The sequence below is a fragment of the Acinetobacter sp. ANC_7504 genome (genome assembly GCF_056779995.1).
This window is the reverse complement of sequence record NZ_JBWYIZ010000002.1, coordinates 26829-42307: the sequence shown is the minus strand read 5'-3', so window position 1 is coordinate 42307 and position 15479 is coordinate 26829. Positions and strand designations below refer to the sequence as shown.

Annotated in this window: 18 protein-coding genes; 14 read left to right on the top strand and 4 right to left on the bottom strand. The window is 39.3% G+C overall.

Annotation, left to right across the window (positions count from 1 at the left end; translation table 11 throughout):
• The first annotated feature begins 16 nt into the window (after positions 1-16).
• A complete protein-coding gene (locus AC1M9F_RS04090; protein ID WP_035264881.1) occupies positions 17-262 on the top strand; it encodes a hypothetical protein in 246 nt (81 codons plus the stop codon).
• An 18-nt stretch (positions 263-280) separates the two neighbouring features.
• Positions 281-850: a DNA-3-methyladenine glycosylase I gene (locus tag AC1M9F_RS04085; RefSeq protein WP_481597141.1), complete on the top strand. Its 570-nt coding sequence runs from the start codon at positions 281-283 to the stop codon at positions 848-850.
• Between the two features lie 5 nt (positions 851-855).
• Here AC1M9F_RS04085 and AC1M9F_RS04080 read toward each other — a convergent pair whose 3' ends face one another.
• Positions 856-2298 carry an aminotransferase-like domain-containing protein gene (locus AC1M9F_RS04080; protein WP_481597140.1) on the bottom strand — a complete coding sequence of 481 codons (1443 nt, stop codon included), beginning with the start codon at positions 2296-2298 and terminating at the stop codon, positions 856-858.
• A gap of 94 nt (positions 2299-2392) precedes the next feature.
• Here AC1M9F_RS04080 and AC1M9F_RS04075 point away from each other — a divergent pair, with 94 nt between their 5' ends.
• A complete protein-coding gene (locus AC1M9F_RS04075) occupies positions 2393-2803 on the top strand; it encodes a hypothetical protein (RefSeq protein WP_481597139.1) in 411 nt (136 codons plus the stop codon).
• A gap of 18 nt (positions 2804-2821) precedes the next feature.
• Here the strand turns inward: AC1M9F_RS04075 and AC1M9F_RS04070 are convergent, their stop codons facing one another.
• Together AC1M9F_RS04070 and dapB are read right to left on the bottom strand one after the other, a co-directional pair.
• On the bottom strand, positions 2822-3472 hold the full coding sequence (locus AC1M9F_RS04070; protein WP_481597138.1) for an START domain-containing protein: 651 nt from the start codon (positions 3470-3472) through the stop codon (positions 2822-2824).
• 55 nt (positions 3473-3527) lie between these two features.
• Positions 3528-4349: a 4-hydroxy-tetrahydrodipicolinate reductase gene (gene dapB, locus AC1M9F_RS04065; RefSeq protein WP_035264896.1), complete on the bottom strand. Its 822-nt coding sequence runs from the start codon at positions 4347-4349 to the stop codon at positions 3528-3530.
• Between the two features lie 220 nt (positions 4350-4569).
• Here dapB and AC1M9F_RS04060 point away from each other — a divergent pair, with 220 nt between their 5' ends.
• The 10 genes from AC1M9F_RS04060 (at position 4570) to AC1M9F_RS04015 (ending at position 13597) form a co-directional block, all read left to right on the top strand.
• Entirely contained in the window at positions 4570-4725 is a 156-nt protein-coding gene (locus AC1M9F_RS04060; protein WP_171076739.1) for a hypothetical protein, read from the top strand.
• Between the two features lie 280 nt (positions 4726-5005).
• Entirely contained in the window at positions 5006-5404 is a 399-nt protein-coding gene (locus tag AC1M9F_RS04055) for an RcnB family protein (RefSeq protein WP_092766593.1), read from the top strand.
• A gap of 179 nt (positions 5405-5583) precedes the next feature.
• On the top strand, positions 5584-5961 hold the full coding sequence (locus tag AC1M9F_RS04050; RefSeq protein WP_481586941.1) for an RcnB family protein: 378 nt from the start codon (positions 5584-5586) through the stop codon (positions 5959-5961).
• A gap of 150 nt (positions 5962-6111) precedes the next feature.
• Positions 6112-7464: an amino-acid N-acetyltransferase gene (gene argA, locus AC1M9F_RS04045; RefSeq protein ID WP_481597137.1), complete on the top strand. Its 1353-nt coding sequence runs from the start codon at positions 6112-6114 to the stop codon at positions 7462-7464.
• Positions 7465-7827: 363 nt separating this feature from the next.
• Entirely contained in the window at positions 7828-8802 is a 975-nt protein-coding gene (locus AC1M9F_RS04040; protein WP_481591997.1) for a sulfonate ABC transporter substrate-binding protein, read from the top strand.
• 81 nt (positions 8803-8883) lie between these two features.
• Entirely contained in the window at positions 8884-9816 is a 933-nt protein-coding gene (locus AC1M9F_RS04035; RefSeq protein WP_481597220.1) for a sulfonate ABC transporter substrate-binding protein, read from the top strand.
• Positions 9817-9837: 21 nt separating this feature from the next.
• Positions 9838-11013, top strand: a complete 1176-nt coding sequence (ssuD, locus tag AC1M9F_RS04030; protein ID WP_092766595.1) for an FMNH2-dependent alkanesulfonate monooxygenase — start codon at positions 9838-9840, stop codon at positions 11011-11013.
• Positions 11010-11864, top strand: a complete 855-nt coding sequence (ssuC, locus tag AC1M9F_RS04025; protein ID WP_481597136.1) for an aliphatic sulfonate ABC transporter permease SsuC — start codon at positions 11010-11012, stop codon at positions 11862-11864. Before ssuD ends, ssuC begins: the two co-directional genes overlap by 4 nt.
• 8 nt (positions 11865-11872) lie before the next feature.
• Positions 11873-12667, top strand: coding sequence for an ABC transporter ATP-binding protein (locus AC1M9F_RS04020; protein WP_035264921.1), 795 nt, complete (start codon positions 11873-11875; stop codon positions 12665-12667).
• A gap of 315 nt (positions 12668-12982) precedes the next feature.
• Complete coding sequence (locus AC1M9F_RS04015) at positions 12983-13597, top strand: TetR family transcriptional regulator C-terminal domain-containing protein (RefSeq protein WP_481592000.1); 615 nt, start codon at positions 12983-12985, stop codon at positions 13595-13597.
• A 77-nt stretch (positions 13598-13674) separates the two neighbouring features.
• Here the strand turns inward: AC1M9F_RS04015 and AC1M9F_RS04010 are convergent, their stop codons facing one another.
• Positions 13675-14244 (bottom strand): 5'-methylthioadenosine/S-adenosylhomocysteine nucleosidase family protein, encoded by a 570-nt coding sequence (locus AC1M9F_RS04010; RefSeq protein WP_481597135.1) that lies wholly within the window; start codon positions 14242-14244, stop codon positions 13675-13677.
• 189 nt (positions 14245-14433) lie between these two features.
• Here AC1M9F_RS04010 and ribF point away from each other — a divergent pair, with 189 nt between their 5' ends.
• Complete coding sequence (ribF, locus tag AC1M9F_RS04005) at positions 14434-15435, top strand: riboflavin biosynthesis protein RibF (RefSeq protein WP_481597134.1); 1002 nt, start codon at positions 14434-14436, stop codon at positions 15433-15435.
• Positions 15436-15479 lie beyond the last annotated feature (44 nt).

Here is a 15479-nt window from a genome sequence, read left to right as displayed (position 1 = left end):
TTTTTAGGAAGTTTTCATGTCAGAAGCCTTGATTAATCGTCTAGTTGAATTTGCAGAATCTGGCAATCAACAACGTATTGTCTTAAATGGACAAAGCCATCAGGGCTGGATTATGGAAATTACCGAAGAAGCTCTGTTGATTAGCACTGGTTTTGCAGATAAAGCAGGTAAAGATTTCTGGATTAATTTTTCGGATTTAGAACAAGCAGAGTTGTTCTTTTGGGACAATCAAAACGATCAGTGGGTTGCTTTTACCATTTGATCACTTCGGAGCATTCGCATGACGATTCAACGCTGTAGCTGGTGCTCCGATGAGCAGATTTATATTGATTATCACGATCAAGAATGGGGTGTTCCTGTATATGATGAACACACCTTATTTGAAATGCTCTGTTTAGAAGGTCAGCAAGCAGGACTCGCTTGGATTATTGTTTTAAAAAAACGCGAGCGATATCGACATCATTTCTTTCAATACACCATTGAAGAAATTGCGACTTTTACAGATGAACAGTTAATCGAAATAGCACAAGATCCGGGAATAATTCGTCATTTAGGTAAACTAAAGGCGATTCGAGATAATGCTCGAGCATGGTTGAATATGCGCCAAATCATGCCTGATATGGTCAAATGGCTATGGAGTTTTGTAGGGCATCAACCCAAAGTTCATTCTGTGCCAGACTATCGCTTAGCACCAACACAAAGCGAATTAAGCCTGCAACTGTCTAAAACTCTAAAAAAGAATGGTTTTAAATTCGTGGGTCCAACCATTATCTATTCTTATCTGCAAGCGGTAGGAATGATTGATGATCATGAAAATCACTGCTTTAAAAAGCTTAGTTTAGCGCCATGATCTTTTTAAGAAGGTGCTTGGGATGATGACCTCATTTTTTGTTTCACCCAATCCGCTAAAAACACGATGGAGTCATGAATTTCATGAGTCAGTTCATGCCCTGCATTTAAGCGAATATAATTTTTATAACGGCGCTCTTCTCCAAAAACATCTCCGGGAACAATGTTAATACCATGTTGACGTGCAGCATAATAGAGTTCTAAACCATCAATATGTGTCGGCAATTGCAGCCATAAAACATAGCCACCATCTGGCTGACTTAAACCAATGTCAATCCCGTGAAAAGCGCTTAATATCGTTTGTCGATATTCATCAACTTGATGATTTAATTTTGGTTTTAATCGGAGTAGATGCTCACGATAGGCTCTACTATACATCAGGTCAGCCAAAGCCAATTGCAAAGGTGTATTCACACTGACATTTTGAATGACAATTTGACGATGCAAATATTTAAGCCTCGGCGGTAAACAAAACCAACCTACTCGATATGCGCTGGACAATGATTTTGATATTGAACTGCATAAAATGACATAGCCTGCTTCATCCCAATGCTTAATCGGTAAAGGTCTTTGTAAATTAAAACTACATTCAGCATAAATATCATCTTCAATCACATAGCATTGATATTGTTCAGCCAATTGCACAATTTTCTGTTTATCATGATTTGAAAGCTCAAATCCTAGTGGATTTTGATAATTCACAGTCAATAGACAGGCTTTGGTATCGGGGTGCTGCATTGCTCTTTCTAAGCGTTCTAAATCAAAACCATCCACATTTGCAGGTATCTCAATCAACTTGCGTTTCAGTGTCCCTAACAACTGTAATTGACCATTAAAATTTGGGGTTGGAATCACAATGCCATCCCCTTCCTTGGTCAAGAGCTGAACCACGAGTGATAACGCAGCCATACAGCCATTGGTGATATAAATCTCGTCTGGATTGATATAAAAACCATCTTCAGCCCAATGGTCTGATAAAGCTTGTCTCAATCTCAAATGCCCTTGTCGATTACTGTAAAGGAAATCTTCTGGTTGACTGTGTTTTAAAGCACGTTGAATTGACTTTCGGATTGCATCTACAGGCACGTGATTTGGAGAGATTTGTACTGCACCTAAATGAATTGATCGGTTATTGATTGAAGACTCCTGTATTTCAATTTGCAAATCTAAGTTACTGATATCCTTTGCTTCAGCTTCAAATTCATGATGATAAGGCAATACTGGCGGATCGTTTCTGGATTTCAAATGTTGAACAAAATAACCCGATTTATTTTTAACAGTGATGAGCCCTTCCGATTCCAATAATGCATAACAATTTTTTGCTGTATTTAAACTGACGGCATGTAATGCTGAAAATTGCCGAAGGGAAATGAGCTTCTGTCCTGAACACAGTTCTCCACTCAAAATTTTCTGTTTGATATGTTTGGCTAAGATTTGATACTGAAACATGAACTGTGCTCATTTTTATAAAATGTGTGTATCTGTATCTATAAACCTAGCAAATTTATGATGGTCTTACAGCTAAAAAAACACAGGAGGCCACATGAACAACGATAAATTATATTTGATATTACCCTTGGTAACACTTTTGACAGCTTGCCAACCAGAGCATGCGATCGATCAAGTTGCACTTGAGCAAAAATTTATTTGTACATCATTAATTGATGGCTTCTTGAAAGTGACACACAACAGCCATTATCGTTTTACGAAAAATATTGAATCTCCAGAGCAGGAGAAAATTTACCTTTACACCGTGTCTTCTGATCATGCAGTCAAGCTCATTAGTCCCACACAAAAAAATTTAAATTTTCAATGTGATGATTCCAAAAAACAGACCTACCAAGTTTTTCTATTGGATCAGGCATCTAAGACAAAGCAACCAATTTTGAGTTTTCATTTGCCTCAAGCAGCAGAGTTAAAGCAATTTACAGCTTACACTTTGAAAAATGATTAAATGCCTAATTTAAACTCATTATTTCAAAATATCTGGTAACGGTATCTGCGCAGATTGAGATTTTGCTAATTCAGTTTTCATTTTTTGCAACATTTGATAAGGCTGCTGTTGTACAAACATATTGGTCACACTTTGTGGAATTGCACCTTCTGGATCCGCATATCCTGAAGTGCTGACCTTCACCTTATTCGGTCCAATCTGTTCAAAGCTCCAGTCTCCAACATAGTGTTGCAGCCGAATATACTGAGGATTCTTAGGTTTTCCCGTTTGAGAAGCTTTATTCTTAATATGAATAATACCTTTTGAGTCCTTATACATTTTCCCTTGCACAATCAGGTCTCGATCTTTCAAAGGAAATGGAAAATCTAACACCATGTAGAGTTTAAATTCACCTTGCTTCAAATCTTGAGAAATCACTTGTGCTGAACCGACATTGGGTACCCATGATTTTGCATTTTCTACATCTAAAACAATTGCAACTGCTCTTTCGAGTGAAGCATCAACTACTGTTTCAGCACGATAGGACAACACAGGATGATCAGGATTTTGTATCGTCCACACCTTAATATTGTTTTTGTTAATGGTGAGTCGTGAGGCTTCATTGGCTTGAACTTGGCTTGTCAGGCCAATGGCACTGACAAGCAAGCAGATCATAGAAATTTTCTTCATTTTTATTCTTCATATTTAACATTATTATTTAGATGATCACGCAGTTTTTTTAAACTTAAACTTTGATATCGTTGAAGCCTAAAACGTCTTTCATGTCATATTTTTTCGGTGCTTTACCTACAACCCAAGCAGCGGCACGTACTGCACCTGCAGCAAAGTTCATGCGATTCGTGGCTTTATGTGTGATTTCTACACGTTCACCTTCACCAATAAACATTACCGTATGTTCACCCACAATATCGCCACCACGAATGGTTTGAAAACCAATACTTTGACGTTCACGAGGACCAGTATGCCCTTCACGGTGATAAACAGCATCTTGCTTCAAATCACGACCTAATGCATCAGCAATCGCCTCACCCATCATTAAAGCTGTGCCTGATGGCGCATCAACTTTATGACGATGATGTGCTTCGATCACTTCAATATCGACACTGTCACCAAAGACTTTAGATGCTAATTCTAAAAGTTTAATGGATACATTCACGCCTACGGAGTAGTTTGCTGCGTAGACTACAGGAGCAATCGTTGCACTTTCATCTAAAAATGCTTTTTGCTCATCGTTCATTCCCGTCGTACCGATCACTAATGCAACACCAGCCTCACGGCACAGTTTCAAATGCTGTTCAGTTGCAACTGGTGCAGTAAAATCAATAAATACATCGCAATCATTTAAAACATCTTGGATATCACCCACGACTTTCACACCAAGTGTACCAATACCCGCTAATTCGCCTGCATCCGCGCCAATAAGGCTACTGCCTGGACGCTCTACCGCTGCTGCTAATTGATAACCAGCATCTTGAACTGCTTGAATCAATGTACGACCCATACGGCCACCAGCACCTAAAATCCCAATACGCGGAGCGACAGACATAACCTATTCCTAGTGTTGCTTTAAAATTGTTCTTACTATAACAAAAGTCTATACATACGCTAAGTTTATCGATATAAAAAATTATGCTGTCTTCTAAGCATTTGATTCGAACATTAATCGAATAATTAGATTAAATTAAGAAAAATATTCGGTTTTTTATATTTATAAATTTTAACTATGATCAATGCCATGAAATTCAACACTTTTATAAGGAAATAATATGGCAGACCAAGCTCGAAAATTATCAACGATCCAAACGATCGAACAGTTACAGTTGGATGCTTCATTAGTTCAAGGTTTAGATCATGCCGAAACTGCGTGGATCATTATCGAAGCTATTCAACAATTGCAGGAATATCATAATCAGTGGCACTGAGATGAAACGGATCAGATGATTTTTCTTATTTAAAAGAAAATCATCTTCTGTGTTATTAAAATATTTACAATTTAAAAATCATATTAGGATTCAAAATTTAAAATTGCTCAAAGCATTGATTGCTCAGCTAAAGCATCGGTTTCTATTTTCATTCCTATTAAAATATGTTCTTATTATCTCGTTATTTTTAATCTAAATTACATTCTATCTTCACAGTTTCTCTGCATTTTTTCAGTACATTAGTGTGAACCCCAATTTATAAGGTCAACGAGGGCGGAATATGAAAAAGATTATGACAGTTTTGACATTATCTTTAAGTGCAATATTTACAGCAAATATTGCCAATGCTGCTCCTTACTCTGATGACTACCAAGATAAAGGTTCACGTGAACGTGGTAAAGGATTTGAGAAACGTACTCAATATGATGCTTCATCAGATCAAGAGTTCCAAGATCGTCGTAAAAACAGAGAAGAGCGTGGCGTAAAACGTTTACGTCAACATAAATGGCAAACTGGCTACGTCATGCCTCAACACTATCGTGGCAATAGTTATAAAACCGAATATAAAGATCATAACCTACCAAAACCTGGTAAAAACCAACAATGGTACAAAGTGAATAATGACTTTATTCTGGTGGATTCAAACAGCAATAGCATTTTGAAAATCCAGCAAGATTAATTTTGACGTTTAAATCGACCCGACTTCATGTCGGGTTTTTTGTTGAGTTCAATCCTAATCATTCATCTTCATCACTTCTTCATACATTTCACAAATTGACTATATCTCTCCACGGTTTATCTCAAATCATTTTGTACTTTAGCGATATCGGATAAATAACAAAGTTAGAGGTATCCCACATGAAAAAGTTAGTATCAGTACTTACATTAGCAATGAGTGGTTTATTGGCAACATCTGCGATGGCTGGTCCACATGACGATGGTCGTCACTATTCAAAACCAACTCCACCACCAGCGCATTGGAATAAAGGTCAGCTTGGGAAATATCAACATGACCGCTATGAACAAAATCGTGGCTTCCAAAATGTAAATCCAAGCCGTCAATGGCGAGTAGGTCAACAGTTACCACGTCAATTCAACTCTTCAAAATTTGAGTTAAGTGATCGTCAAGCGAAGAATCTACCTAAAGCGGCGCGTAACCAGCAGTGGTACAAAATTAATGGAGACTATGTCTTAGTGAATGAGCGTACAGATCGCATCGTGCGTATCATCGGATAAGCTTATTCCTAGATCTTCTCAAATTGATCTTCCCTGCACTCAGCCCAAACTCAGTTTGGGCTTTTTTATGTCTTTATTTTAATGCAGGTGTGGAAAATCATTTTTTTGTTTAGAATCTGATGACCACTTCCCGCTTCTATCGGTACATGCATGCAATCGGACTCAATAGATACAACTCAAAATATGACACAGCAATATGTGCATTGGTTCCGAAACTCAGCGCCGTATATCAACGCCCATCGTAATAAAACCTTCGTTTTAATGTTTGGCGGCGAAGCAGTTCAATTACCAAATTTTCAACATATTATTCATGATATTGCCCTTTTACATTCTCTCGGCATTCGACTCATTCTGGTTCATGGAGCACGACCACAAATCAGTGCAAATCTTGCTGAGAAGAATTTAGATAGCCCTTTTCATAATCATCGTAGAGTAACAACACGTGACTCATTAGGTGCGGTCATGTCTGCCGTAGGCTCAATCCGTTTACAAATCGAAGCCTTATTGTCTATGGGACTTGCAAATTCACCCATGTATGGTGCTCGCATTGATGTGGTATCTGGTAATTTTATAACAGCTAAACCTTATGGCATTCGTAATGGTATCGATTTTCAACTTACCGGTGAAGTGCGTTCAGTCGATGCAGATGCGATTCAAAAACATTTGGACAATCACAATATTGTATTACTTGGCCCCTCAGGTTATTCAACCACTGGTGAAGTTTATAACTTGCTTGCTGAAGAAGTGGCGACCAAAACAGCTATCCAACTCGGTGCCGATAAACTCATTTTTCTCGGTTCCGAACAAGGTTTAATGCAAAGCCCACAGCAGTTGTTGCGCGAAGTGACCCCGCATCAGCTAGATCAACATATTGACGTTGCTTTAGAGCAAAATTATGAATTGGCATTGCATTTACAAAATGCCAAGGAAGCCTCTTTAAATGGCGTTAACCGCGTTCATTTATTATCTTATGAACATGATGGTGCATTAATCGAAGAATTATTTACTCGTGATGGGCATGGCACGATGATCACCGATGCACATTATGAAGAAGTCCGCACAGCGACGATTCAGGATGTCGGTGGATTAATCAGTTTATTACGCCCATTAGAACAAGAAGGCATTTTGGTATACCGCTCTAGAGAACGCTTGGAAAATGAAATTGATCATTTCGCTGTGATTGAACGTGACGGTATGGTTCTGGCTTGTGCAGCATTATATCCAATACCAACTGAATCAAATGAAATTCGTTCTGCAGAAATAGCCTGTGTGGCAGTACATCCAAGTTACCGCAAATCAAATCGTGGTAGCCAAATCTTGCACTATTTAGAAGAGAAAGCAAAAAAGTCTAATATCCAACAGTTATTTATTCTTACGACACGAACCGCACATTGGTTTTTGGAACAAGGGTTTGTCAAAGCATCGGTGGATGACTTACCACAAGCGCGTCAGGCACTTTATAATTTCCAAAGAAACTCAATTGTTTGTAAAAAGCCACTCTAAAGTGGCTTTTTTATTGCACCCTTATGAACTGCTTTATCTTTCTTTTATATATCGATATTCCTAGGTGAACTATCTTCACAATCATTCGATATATTCATACAAATCATATCCTTATCACAATTTAATATTTTAATATATATTTATATATTTCATAAACTTAGAAACAAAAATATCGTTATTCTTAGATTGAGCCTTTTGCATTTTTTTAGATATTTTTTTCTCTTTTAATTTTATCTTTTTTATTCATTAGGAATTCCTGAATTCTTATTTTTTACGAAATAGAAAATTCATTAACTTAGGCGCGTTACATGACGCATTTATTTTTTTGATTTTTTTTATTTTTAAGTTTTCAGGATTTTCAATATGAGCAGCTTTAACGCTAATCTTTGGAAAAAAACACTCATTTTGTCTTCTGCGTTAACAGGTGCTTTGCTACTCACTGGTTGCGACTCAAAAAAAGAAGATAAAACCCAAGTGTTAAATATCGGTTATCAAAAGTATGGCTTACTGCCCGTGATTAAAGAACGTGGTGAATTAGAAGCCGCTTTGAAGGATCAAAACATTCAAGTGAAATGGGTAGAGTTCCCAGGTGGACCACAACTGTTAGAAGGTTTGAATGTCGGCAGTGTTTCATTTGGTGAAGTCGGTGAAGCACCCCCTATTTTTGCCCAAGCAGCGAATTCAAATTTGGTTTATGTCGCAAATCAACCTGCGACTCCACGCGCTGAAGCGTTGATTGTTCAAAAAAATTCGAACATCAAAGATATTCAACAACTTAAAGGTAAGCGTGTAGCGTTAAACAAAGGTTCTAACGTTCATTATCTTCTCTTGAAGATCTTAGAAAAGAATCATTTGACGCTTGATGATATTGAAGTGGTTTACCTACCACCATCGGATGCTCGCGCAGCATTTGAGCGCGGTGCAGTCGATGCATGGGTAATCTGGGATCCGTTCTTTGCAGCAGCAGAGCATCAAATCGGCGCACGTGTTCTCGCTTCTGGCGAAGGGAATGCCAATAACTACCAGTTCTATATGGCTGATCGTAAGTTCGTTGAACAGAATCCTGAAATTATACAAACCGTTGTTCAAGAACTTAATGAAGCATCAGATTGGATTGCTTCCAATAAAGACGAAGCAGCTCAACTGCTCGTGAAGCCTACAGGCCTAGATTTCAAAATTCTTCAAACCTCAATTGGACGTATGAGCTTCGGCGTTTATCCAATTAGTACTGAAGTTGCTCAACATCAGCAAAAAGTTGCCGATGTATTCCATCAACAGAAGTTAATTCCAAACAAAATCAATATTCAGGCCGCAATTATTGCGCCTACACCCAAATAACAACATGAAAAGGTGATGAACATGACTCAATATCAATCAGGAAATACAGCACACACTTGGTTTAAAACCTCAAGTCATTCAATGACAACGATGCTATTTGCCTGTGCGATGTTGGGTTGCTCAGCTGCATGGGCTGTTGATCCCTCAGTGACAGAATTACGCATTGGCTTCCAAAAATCTTCCGTAAATTTGGTGATTGCTCAACAGCAAAAACTGTTTGAGCAAGATTTTCCCAATGCCAAAATTACATGGAATGAGTTCCCTGGTGGTCCTCAAATTTTAGAAGCACTTGCAGTGGGTTCAGTGGATATTGGTGCAACAGGTGATACCCCCCCTGTTTATGCGCAAGCAGGAAACAAACCTTTGCATTACATTGCTTATGAGGCGGCGAAGCCTCTTTCTTCAGCAATCTTAGTGCCGCAAAAATCCAAAATTACTCAGCTTAAACACCTCAAAGGCAAGCGTGTCGCAGTACATCGTGGCTCTAGTTCACATTATCTATTGGTCCAAGCCGTCCGAAAAGCAGGTTTGCAATGGAGCGATGTAAAACCAATTTGGTTAAGTCCTGCTGATGCACGCGCAGCATTCCAAAAAGGTGCTGTTGATGCATGGGCCATTTGGGACCCGTATTACGCTGCTGCTGAACTTGAAGATAAAGCAAAAGTTTTGACCACTGGACAAGGGCTGAGCCCGAATTACACGTTCTATCTCGCTTCAGGCAAGTTTATCGACAAACATCCTCAAGCGATTTCAGGTGTCATTGAACAGATTAATCTTGCTGATCAATGGGTTCAAAAGAACTTAAAAACTACAGCAACGATTTTTGCCAAAACAACAGGTTTAAAGCCGAATGTGAGCCAAACCTTTGTTCAGCGCCGACCTCGTCCATCTTATGCAGCACCTTTAACCGCGAAAGTCATTGCAGATCAGCAACAACTGGCTGATCGCTTTGCTGAACTCAAAATCATTCCTAAACCGATACAAATTAACCAAGTCGTATGGACTGGTAAGTAACTCATATTAAGGACTTAAGTAATGAAAATTTTCTGGTTTATTCCTACTCATGGTGATAGTCGCTACCTAGGTACAAGCAAAGGCGGACGTGTTGTCGACCATGCCTACATGAAACAAATCGCTGTGGCGGTGGATAATCTAGGTTATGAAGGTGTGCTTATCCCGACTGGTCGTTCTTGTGAAGATCCATGGTTGACTGCCGCAAGTTTAATTGATGCCACCAAAAATCTTAAATTTCTCGTTGCTTTGCGTCCAGGGGTAACCACTCCTGCACTGGCTGCACGTATGGCAGCAACCTTCGACCGTCTTTCAAATGGCCGTGTTCTATTGAACTTGGTCACTGGTGGTGATGAGCAAGAGTTAAAAGGTGACGGCGTCTATGAAGATCATAAAACGCGTTATAAAACTGCGACTGAATATACTACGATTTGGCGCGAAATTTTAAAACGCTCACATACGGGTGAAAGCTTCACTTTCCATGGTGAACGTCTAAGCGTGGACGATGCAAAATTATTATATCCACCCGTCCAAAAACCTTATCCACCATTGTGGTTTGGTGGTTCTTCTGATGATGCTGTTGAACTGGCAACTGATCAAGTAGATACCTATTTAACTTGGGGAGAGCCTCCAGCAGCGGTTAAAGAAAAAATTGAAAATGTCCGCGCTAAGGCGGCAGCTAAAGGTCGCACCCTAGATTACGGTATTCGTTTACATGTCATCGTCCGCGAAACCAACGAGGAAGCATGGCGAGCTGCTGAAGAATTAATTCAGTATGTTGATGATGAAACCATCGCTGCGGCACAGAAAAAATTTAAACAAATGGACTCTGTTGGTCAACGTCGTATGGCTGAACTTCATAATGGAGATCGCTCGAAACTTGAAGTGTCACCAAACTTATGGGCTGGCGTAGGTCTCGTCCGTGGGGGTGCAGGCACGGCATTAGTAGGTGACCCTGAAACTGTGGCGGCACGTATCCAAGAATATGCAGATTTAGGCATTAATACCTTTATTTTCTCGGGTTATCCGCATCTTGAAGAATCAATTCGTTTTGCTGAATTGGTATTCCCTCTTCTGCCATTAGAAACACGCCAAAAACTGACTCAACCTAATCTGACTGGTCCTTTTGGTGAGATTGTCGCGAATAACTATACTCCTGAAGAAAATAAAAAAGGAGATCAGGTTCAGGAGCCGGCATGACAACAGCGGTAGATAAAACTCAAAAACATTCTATCGTGTTGAGTAAAACCAAGGTAGTTAAACCTGAAGGTTTTCTCTCTCGAGGAATCAAACAACTGGGGCAACGTTTGTTGCCTTGGTTAGTACCCATTTTTCTTATTGTGATTTGGCAACTTGCTTCAGTCACTGGCATTTTAGAAAGCCGTGTCTTGCCTGCTCCAACCGCAGTGGTTTTGGCTTTTTGGCATCTATTGCTTAGTGGTGAACTGTGGACACATGTCCAAGTCAGTGCGGGACGTGCACTGATTGGCTTGCTGATTGGTGGGGGCTTAGGATTATTTTTAGGATTGTTAAATGGCTCATCTAAAGTAGCCTCTACGTTACTCGACACGACCCTACAAATGATCCGTAATATTCCAGCTTTAGCTTTAATTCCATTGGTGATTCTATGGTTTGGAATTGACGAATCTGCCAAATTATTTTTGGTCGCGATTGGCGTGTTTTTCCCAATTTATATCAATACGTATCACGGTATCCGATCTGTAGATCCTCAGCTGATCGAGATGGGCAAGAGTTATGGTTTAACACGCTGGCAGTTATATAAAGAAATTATTTTACCAGGTGCTCTTCCTTCCATTTTAGTTGGTTTGCGCTTCGCACTAGGTTTAGTTTGGGTTCTGTTAATTGTGGCTGAAACCATCTCAGCACAAGCTGGAATTGGCTACATGACCATGAATGCGCGTGAATTTTTACAAACAGATGTCGTTTTAGTTGGGATTCTACTGTATGCCCTACTTGGTAAATTAGCGGATGTACTCGCGGTTGCCTTAGAAAAATATTTATTACGCTGGCATCCAGGCTATCAAAAATAGGAATGCGTATGACTGATTTAAGTATTTCAAATCTCGCTGATGAACATGTCATTCCAGATCATGCCAGATCAGCTCCACAAAAGATCGGTGCAGAAATCAATCTTGAACAACTGCACAAGTTCTATGGCAAAGTTAAAGTATTAGAGGATTTAGACCTACATATAGAACCTGGTGAATTTGTTGCCATTGTGGGTCGAAGTGGCTGTGGTAAGAGTACGTTGTTACGGTTAATCGCGGATTTAGAACAACCGAGTTATGGTGAGATTAAATTTAAATCTGCACTGAACTTTCGTGAAGGTATTACCGCTGATGACATCCGCGTCATGTTCCAAGATCCTCGCCTATTACCATGGAAAAGCATTTTAAAAAATGTGCAATTGGGCTTAGATAAATCCCAGCATGATAAGGCTGAAGCATTATTGGAAAAAGTTGGCTTAAATGAAAAAGCTGAACTTTGGCCTGCACAACTTTCAGGTGGACAACGTCAACGAGCAGCGCTAGCACGTGCCTTGTCTCATACCCCTCGAATACTATTACTTGATGAACCTTTGGGGGCTTTAGATGCGCTTACGCGTTTAGACATGCAAAATCTAATCGAGAAACTATGGTTAGAACAAGGCTTCACCACCATCTTAGTGACACATGATGTCAGTGAAGCAGTCCAGTTAGCAGATCGTATTATTTTGCTCGATAAAGGTCATATCGCACATCAGTTCAAAGTAGATTTACCACGACCGCGACAAAAAAATGTCAAATTTGCAGAGCTTGAACAACAAGTTTTAGAAGCCGTACTTTCAACTTAAGCGATACAAAATATGACATTCTGAATTGTTGAATAAGGTAAATGGAAGTGTCTAATTTTCGTCGGAAAATTAGACACTTTTCGTACTGATAAATGGCTTTTTTTAATTAAATTAAAAGATATTCTCGATCAGCATTTCCCACATGAGTAATATGTATTTGTTTATCAAATAGATTGTACATGTGTCTTATTATTAGTTTTATCACTTAACTACACAATTATTCTTCATATTCTTTTGCAAATGCCCTAATCCTTGTGCACAAATCGCACGTTTTGCCGTACAATTTGAGGTTCCTTTTTATAATTTACTGACGAGATGGAACAAAAGAAGAGTACGCAAAAACGTCAACAGCTTTTAGCTGCTGCATTAGATGTGTTTTCTGTGTATGGTTTTAGTGGTGCAAGCTTAGATGAAATTGCACAACTCGCGGAAATGCACAAATCGAATATTTTCTATTACTACGAAAATAAAGAAGCGCTCTATGTCGAAGTGCTGACTACAGTCATGCAAAAATGGTTAGCTCCACTGCAAATGTTGGAAGCTGATTTAGAGCCTGCTGAAGCGATTACGCAATATCTTATGCAAAAAATTGAGGTTTCCCGTACTCAACATAAAGCATCAAAATTATTTGCTTTAGAAATTATCCAAGGCGCACCACATATCCTGCCAATTTTGAAAGGTCCATTAAAAAAACTCTTCAAACGTAAATCCAAAGTGATTGCTACATGGCAAGAGCAAGGCAAAATATCAGACAAAATCGATCCTGAAGTTTTAATTATTAACCTTTGGGGAATCACACAAAACTATGCTGATTTTAGCACTCAAACTGAAATGGTGACGGGAAAAACCTTACGTAATCGCACCATGTATCAACGTACCATCGAGCATACGGTACATATGATGCTATATGGTATTTTACCTCGCCCATAATTGGTTTCTCTAAATCTCTTCGAGATTGATCTCTGGCATACGACCATAGTTTCTATGGTCGCCAAAACCTTCAAAATCTAGTGTTCCATACTCTGATATAAAGCCAATAATTTTTGAGCGCCCAACAACAAGTTCTCCTCCCAATCTAAATGTGCGGTGTCGTTTGCCTCATCTGTAATGTATTTCACGGAAATCAAACGAACGCCAAGTTTCTTACATACTTTGGCGAGCGCATATCCTTCCATATCAACCAACTGACATGGCACCTTAGGTGCACCAGTTTCAAAGCTATCGCCAGTCCCACAAATGCCCTTGGGAAGATGTTGAAAATACGGCTCTAGGTTAATCGCTGCGGGAAATTCCTGATCCATCGGTGTAACACCAACTTCAAAGCCAAGCGGTGAAACATCCATATCTCGCTGTACAAATGTTGTTACTTCAACCAAGGAATGCGCATCAAAATGCGAACTTCCTGCTGTTCCTAAATTCAGCAAAGTTGTGCATCCCGTTTTTTGAATCACTTCAAAAGCTTTAAATGCTGCATTGACCTTACCAATACCACTGTAATGTACTGCAATATTTTCAGCTTCGAATAATCCTTTAGATTCACTTGATAAGGCCATAATTAGGGCTAGATCAGACATCACTTACTCATTAAATATTTAATGGAACACATTAGACAAAAATATATCCGGAAATAAAAGTTTCTTTGATCTAATGACTCAAGCATCTTGATCTAGAATAAGAAAAGTATTGAATAAAAACACAACAACAAGACGAAACTGTGAGAATATGGCAATATATAGCCCAAATTAATTTTAGTCACCTTTTCGCCCATGAAGCTACTCCGTCTGAATGCTTTAGCGCCCAACTTTCAATTGCCCAAAACTGCCGTCACCATTGGCAATTTTGATGGTGTTCATTTGGGTCATCAGGCGATGGTTCAGCAATTAAAAGACATAGCACAACAACAAGATTTAAAAACTGTGGTGATGATTTTTGAGCCACAGCCTTTAGAATATTTTAAAAGTTACGAAGCACCACCACGAATTAGTTCATTACGTGAAAAAGTGGAACATTTGGCTGCACTTGGTATCGACTATATTGTTGTTGCCAAATTTGATGACACATTCCGTAATTTAAGTGCGGAAGAGTTTGCTGATATTCTAAAATACAAACTGAATACCCAAAGCCTAGTACTCGGTGAAGATCATCATTTTGGTAAAAATCGACAAGGTAATAGCCAATTCTTGCGCGATTATGGTTTTCAAGTCACCGATTTAGATAACGTTGAACTGAATGGCGAGCGTATTAGCTCCACCTTAATACGCCAAACTTTGGCTACAGGGGACCTTAAAAAAGCTGCGGAGCTACTTGGTCGCCCGTATAGCATTACGGGTCGTGTTCAATATGGTGATCAAATCGGTCGCACCATTAACTTTCCAACTATCAATGTTCGTCTAAACCGCCATAAGCCCTGTTTGCATGGCATCTATGGTGTTGAAGTGATTTGTGAAACAGAATCGTTAAAAGACAAAGTTCGCAATGAAAATGCCGAATATCCAGGTATTGCTGGTTATGAGGCTACAGCCCTTTTCGGTGCAGGACATGTCGGCACCCGACCAGCCATCGAACAGGAACACCCAGAGTGGCGATTAGAAGTACATTTCCCTGATGTTTCTGCTAATCTGTATGGCCTGTTAATGCGGGTAACATTTTTGAACTTTGTTCATGGCGAAAAGAATTATCCTTCGCTAGAAGCACTCAAAGCTGGGATCGATGATGATGTTGAGCAACTGCTTGAGTTTCGCCGAAATAACCCCAACTTTCCTTATTAATACTCCTTAATTTTTGTAAAACGCGTCAGCTTTAGACTGATTAA

Coding starts and splice junctions, on each gene's coding strand:
- AC1M9F_RS04020 (WP_035264921.1), top strand. CDS start 11,873: ATGACTGATTTAAGTATTTCAAATCTCGCTGATGAACATGTCATTCCA.
- AC1M9F_RS04055 (WP_092766593.1), top strand. CDS start 5,006: ATGAAAAAGATTATGACAGTTTTGACATTATCTTTAAGTGCAATATTT.
- ssuD (WP_092766595.1), top strand. CDS start 9,838: ATGAAAATTTTCTGGTTTATTCCTACTCATGGTGATAGTCGCTACCTA.
- AC1M9F_RS04060 (WP_171076739.1), top strand. CDS start 4,570: ATGGCAGACCAAGCTCGAAAATTATCAACGATCCAAACGATCGAACAG.
- AC1M9F_RS04080 (WP_481597140.1), bottom strand. CDS start 2,298: ATGTTTCAGTATCAAATCTTAGCCAAACATATCAAACAGAAAATTTTG.
- argA (WP_481597137.1), top strand. CDS start 6,112: ATGCAATCGGACTCAATAGATACAACTCAAAATATGACACAGCAATAT.
- AC1M9F_RS04070 (WP_481597138.1), bottom strand. CDS start 3,472: ATGAAGAAAATTTCTATGATCTGCTTGCTTGTCAGTGCCATTGGCCTG.
- dapB (WP_035264896.1), bottom strand. CDS start 4,349: ATGTCTGTCGCTCCGCGTATTGGGATTTTAGGTGCTGGTGGCCGTATG.
- AC1M9F_RS04035 (WP_481597220.1), top strand. CDS start 8,884: ATGACAACGATGCTATTTGCCTGTGCGATGTTGGGTTGCTCAGCTGCA.
- AC1M9F_RS04075 (WP_481597139.1), top strand. CDS start 2,393: ATGAACAACGATAAATTATATTTGATATTACCCTTGGTAACACTTTTG.
- AC1M9F_RS04040 (WP_481591997.1), top strand. CDS start 7,828: ATGAGCAGCTTTAACGCTAATCTTTGGAAAAAAACACTCATTTTGTCT.
- AC1M9F_RS04015 (WP_481592000.1), top strand. CDS start 12,983: ATGGAACAAAAGAAGAGTACGCAAAAACGTCAACAGCTTTTAGCTGCT.
- AC1M9F_RS04085 (WP_481597141.1), top strand. CDS start 281: ATGACGATTCAACGCTGTAGCTGGTGCTCCGATGAGCAGATTTATATT.
- ssuC (WP_481597136.1), top strand. CDS start 11,010: ATGACAACAGCGGTAGATAAAACTCAAAAACATTCTATCGTGTTGAGT.
- AC1M9F_RS04050 (WP_481586941.1), top strand. CDS start 5,584: ATGAAAAAGTTAGTATCAGTACTTACATTAGCAATGAGTGGTTTATTG.
- AC1M9F_RS04090 (WP_035264881.1), top strand. CDS start 17: ATGTCAGAAGCCTTGATTAATCGTCTAGTTGAATTTGCAGAATCTGGC.
- ribF (WP_481597134.1), top strand. CDS start 14,434: ATGAAGCTACTCCGTCTGAATGCTTTAGCGCCCAACTTTCAATTGCCC.